The sequence below is a fragment of the Candidatus Atribacteria bacterium genome (assembly GCA_011056645.1).
In the GTDB taxonomy this organism is placed as follows: Bacteria; Atribacterota; Phoenicimicrobiia; order Phoenicimicrobiales; family Phoenicimicrobiaceae; genus Sediminicultor; species Sediminicultor quartus.
On the sequence record DSEL01000220.1, the window covers coordinates 1 to 4650 of the forward strand.

General features: G+C 32.4%; 5 protein-coding genes. All 5 read left to right on the plus strand.

Annotation, left to right across the window (positions count from 1 at the left end; all coding sequences use genetic code 11):
* The first annotated feature begins 329 nt into the window (after positions 1-329).
* The 5 genes from ENO17_10090 to ENO17_10110 all read left to right on the plus strand — a co-directional run bounded on the left by ENO17_10090 (position 330) and on the right by ENO17_10110 (position 4554).
* Positions 330-755 (plus strand): 50S ribosomal protein L13, encoded by a 426-nt coding sequence (locus ENO17_10090; GenBank protein HER25381.1) that lies wholly within the window; start codon positions 330-332, stop codon positions 753-755.
* A gap of 23 nt (positions 756-778) precedes the next feature.
* On the plus strand, positions 779-1171 hold the full coding sequence (locus tag ENO17_10095; protein ID HER25382.1) for a 30S ribosomal protein S9: 393 nt from the start codon (positions 779-781) through the stop codon (positions 1169-1171).
* A 203-nt stretch (positions 1172-1374) separates the two neighbouring features.
* Positions 1375-2463 carry an alanine/ornithine racemase family PLP-dependent enzyme gene (locus tag ENO17_10100; protein ID HER25383.1) on the plus strand — a complete coding sequence of 363 codons (1089 nt, stop codon included), beginning with the start codon at positions 1375-1377 and terminating at the stop codon, positions 2461-2463.
* On the plus strand, positions 2463-3395 hold the full coding sequence (gene argF, locus ENO17_10105) for an ornithine carbamoyltransferase (protein HER25384.1): 933 nt from the start codon (positions 2463-2465) through the stop codon (positions 3393-3395). The genes ENO17_10100 and argF overlap by 1 nt, the downstream gene beginning before the upstream one ends.
* Before the next feature lie 349 nt (positions 3396-3744).
* Positions 3745-4554, plus strand: coding sequence for a TIGR00159 family protein (locus tag ENO17_10110; protein HER25385.1), 810 nt, complete (start codon positions 3745-3747; stop codon positions 4552-4554).
* Positions 4555-4650 lie beyond the last annotated feature (96 nt).

The window sequence follows — 4650 nt, forward strand, 5'->3', positions numbered from 1 at the left end:
AAGCTATAATTTAAAATCAAAACTTTATTTCGTGTTGCATATTTCTTATTACAAATGGATTTTCTTTTTTTTTCATTCTGTCTTCTGGCCTCTATTCTCTTCACTAAATACGAGATAGGGATATAGTTTTACGTTTTGATACTAAATAATATTTACTAAATATTAAATACTGCAAACTATATACTAATTTAGCTTGACATCATCGCTTGATTATATTACAATTTATTATGTTATTTTTTAATAAAAAACAGGATTCTAATGCGAATCGATATTTCTTTTAATTTTATATAAGTAAACAATCTTGGAATTATTAGGCAGGGAGGAGCAAAGTGAAAACCTACAGCGCAAAAGAAAATGATATTAGCAGAAAATGGTATTTAATTGATGCAGAGGGAAAAATATTGGGCAGATTGGCTACTCAAATAGCTACAATATTAAGAGGAAAGAACAAACCAACCTATACGCCATCCATGGATTTAGGTGATTATGTAGTAGTAATAAATGCTGAAAAGATAAAGGTAACTGGCAATAAACTAAAAGGAAAAATATACAGGTATCATACCTCTTACCCAGGAGGCTTAAAAAGCGTTATCTTGGAAACATTACTAAGGAGAAAACCAGAATTAGTGGTAAAAAAAGCGGTTCAAGGTATGATTCCTCATACAAAATTAGGTAGAGCGATGATCAAAAAGTTAAAAATTTACAAAGGGAATGAACATCCCCATCAAGCTCAAAAATTAGAAAAAATTAACTAAAGGGGAAGAAGGAGGTTATATACTTGTCACAGGCAAAAAGTTATGGTACCGGAAGAAGAAAATCTTCAATTGCCAGAGTATGGTTAGTTCCTGGTAAAGGGAGTATAAAAATTAACGAAAAAACATTGATTAATTATTTTGGACGAGATTCTTTATCGACCATTGTGGAGAAACCTTTGGAATTAGTAAATAAAAAAAATGAATTAGATGTGTTTGCGAAAGTAGAAGGAGGGGGTATTACCGGCCAAGCAGGTGCGCTGCAACATGGAATTGCCAGGGCTCTTTTACAATATGATTCTACTTTCCGTTCAATCTTAAAAAAAGAAGGTTTATTAACTCGGGATGCAAGAATGAAAGAAAGAAAAAAATATGGTCAAAAAGGCGCTCGGGCCAGATTCCAATTTTCTAAGAGGTAATTATTTTTACATAATTATTTTTTTAACATTGAAAAGAGAAAGGTTAGCCAGGCAGTAAGGCGCCTTTCTCTTTTTTTATTTTTATCTGAAAAATATACAAACTTTGATTGTTCCCAGAGCCTATATGCTACCTGCTGTACGCTAATTAAATACTAATAACAAATTTACTTTTGTAATTATTTTCTGATTAAAAGGAAGAAACAATGAAAAGAAATCCTCATTTAGATATTTATTTAGATAAGATAAAAAGTAATTCCGAAAATATTAACACTTTTTGTTTAAAACACGGGATTAATGTAGTAGGAGTAACTAAGGGATGTTGTGCTATTACAGAGGTAGGTCAGGCTATGATAGATGGGGGAATAAATATCCTAGGTGATTCTCGAATAGAGAATCTTAAAAGCTTAAAAAAGGCTGAACTTAAAGTAAAGACGATGTTAATAAGGATTCCCATGTTAAGTGAAGTAGATAGTGTATTAACCTGGGCAGATATAAGTTTAAACTCAGAAATTACGGTGATTAAATCATTATCACGGGAAGCTTTAAAGAGAGAAAAAGTTCATAAAATAATTCTAATGGTAGATTTAGGAGACTTAAGAGAAGGAATTATGCCAGATGATATTTTGCAAGTGGTCAGCGAAATTCAAAAACTAACAGGAGTAAAATTAATAGGTATTGGTGCTAATTTTTGTTGCATCAATGGTGTAATGCCTACAGGAGAAAACTTAACCGAGCTGGTTGAATTAGCCGAAAAAATTGAAAATAGTTATCGTATAAATTTGGAGATAATTTCAGGGGGTAATACCAGCGTTTTAAATTGTGTTGAGGATGGCACTATTCCTAATAGAATAAACCAGTTAAGGATAGGAGTAGGTATTTTACTTGGCCAGGATGATGTAAGGTTACGTAATATAGCAGATACCTACCAGGATACTTTCATTTTAACCGCAGAAGTGATAGAAATAAAAGATAAACCATCTTTACCGCGAGGAGAGATTGGTCGGGATGCTTTTGGCGAAATTCCCATTTTTAAGGATTTAGGTATAAGGAAAAGAGCCATTTTAGCTATAGGGAAGCAAGATATTTATGTCAATAGTTTAATTCCTTTAAAAGAAGGAATAAAAATAGTGGGGGCAAGCAGTGACCATTTAATTATTGATGTCACTGATTTCAAAGAAGAATTAAAAGTGGGTGATGAAGTAAGGTTTAGGTTAAATTATCCCGCGCTGCTTTCTGTCACTACTTCAAAATACGTAAAACAATTTTTTTATAAAGGGAAGGAGAAAAAATAATGTCTATAGATATGAAAGGAAAAAATTTAGTATCCATTAATGATTTGAGTAGGGAAGAGGTTGTTCAAATTTTAGAAACTGCCGAGATTATAAAATTAAGGCACTATTCTCATGAGGAACAACCTCTTCTCAAAGGAAAAGTATTGGGAATGATTTTTCAAAAACCTTCTTTGAGGACCAGGGTGTCTTTTGAAACGGGAATGATTCAATTAGGTGGACAGGCAATTTATTTAGGTCCCAATGATATAAAATTGGGAGAAAGAGAAATAACAAAAGACATTGCTCGGGTGTTATCTCGTTATGTAAATGGAATTATGGCTCGAACTTTCAGTCATGAAATAATATTAGAACTAGCCGAGCATTCAACAGTCCCGGTTATTAATGGATTATCTAATTTATTACACCCCTGTCAAGCTTTGGGTGATTTATTGACTATTAAAGAAAAGAAGGGTAGATTATCTAATCTTAAGTTGGTTTATATTGGGGACGGAAACAATGTAGCACATTCTTTATTATTCGGAGCGGTTAAGGTAGGGATGGATATAGTTTTGGCTGTTCCCAATGGTTACGAACCAAATGGTGAGATTGTAAGATTAGCCAAAGAGTACGCTAAAAAAATAAACAGTAAAGTAGAAGTTATTCATGATCCAAAAGTAGCTGTCGATGGAGCTGATATTATCTATACTGATGTATGGACCAGCATGGGATTTGAAGAGGAGAAAGAAATTAGAAAAAATATCTTCAAGCCTTATCAAATAAATCAAAGTCTTGTAAGCAGGGCAAAGGATGATGTAATAATATTGCATTGCCTGCCTGCTCATCGTGGGGAAGAGATCACCGATGAAGTGATAGATGGTCCTCATTCTGTAGTAATTGACCAGGCAGAAAATAGATTACACGCTCAAAAAGGCGTTTTAGCTTTACTTTTATAGATAAAACCATATTAACCCATTAACTAATAGTATTTTGTAATAAATCGCAAAACGCAACACTATTTTCGCTTTTTGTACCTTATGAATTGTATATAATAAAAAAATTTAAAGTAGAATTCAGAAATCATGATTCGGAATATTAGATAACAAATAGAGTTGCATTTCTTAGGAAATATGCAATATGAACTACCAAAATGTTTTAAATAATGGTTTTTCTCTTTTTGTTTTAAGTGTTTTGCTGTATAATGACAAAGGAAAGCTGAAAAATAATATTAAAAATACACTACTATTTATGATGGATTAATTTATTGATTTTTAATTTTTCTAAAAAGTAAAAAGGGAGAATCAAGTGCCAATTTCTTTCAGTATCTTAGATTTTATTGATATATTAATCATTGCATTTATTTCCTATCACATAATTCTCTTAATCAAAGATACCCCGGCGGTACAATTAATCAAAGGATTAGTCATTCTCTTTATTGTTTCTTTTATTGCTGATCAGCTTGGACTGAGAACGATTAATTGGCTTCTAAAAGGCGCTATGGCCATGATGGTTGTAGCCTTACCTATAATATTTCAACCGGAAATAAGAAGAGGATTATTAAAGATGGGGAAAAGAGGATTTTTTATTAATACCCCTTTTTTACATAAAGAAGTCGATAAAAAGGTTGAACAATTGATCAATGGATTGGTTATGGTAATGCCCATGCTTTCCAGTAAACATAAAGGAGCTTTGGTAGTTTTAGAGAGGGAAATTGGATTAAAAGATATTTTAGAAACCGGTATTATTTTAAATAGCGAATTTTCTCCCGAATTATTATATTCGATATTTATGCCTGACTCTCCTTTACACGATGGGGCGGTTATCATTGCCGGCAATAAGATTGTAGGAGCGAATTGCATTTTGCCATTGAGTGAAAGGATGGATATTAGTAAATCTATAGGTACCCGACATAGAGCAGCTTTAGGATTAAGTGAGCAGACAGATGCTTTGATAATTATAGTATCAGAAGAGACCGGAAATATATCCATTGCTTTAGATGGAAAGATTACCAGACCAATGGAACCACAGGGATTAAAAAAGATGTTAACCCATTTATACCAACCTAAGATAATCTCTGAATTTGGTTTTTGGCCAACAGGGGATAACAAAAAATGAAGGAATTTAAAAATTGGTTTTTAAAAAATATAGACATAAAATTACTTTCCCTTTTTTTAGCGATTATTCTGTGGTTGTATATAGCCAGTGGAGAAA

What these genes read in the sequence shown, in the direction of transcription:
- argF (HER25384.1), top strand. Translation starts at nt 2,463, where the DNA reads ATGTCTATAGATATGAAAGGAAAAAATTTAGTATCCATTAATGATTTG.
- ENO17_10100 (HER25383.1), top strand. Translation starts at nt 1,375, where the DNA reads ATGAAAAGAAATCCTCATTTAGATATTTATTTAGATAAGATAAAAAGT.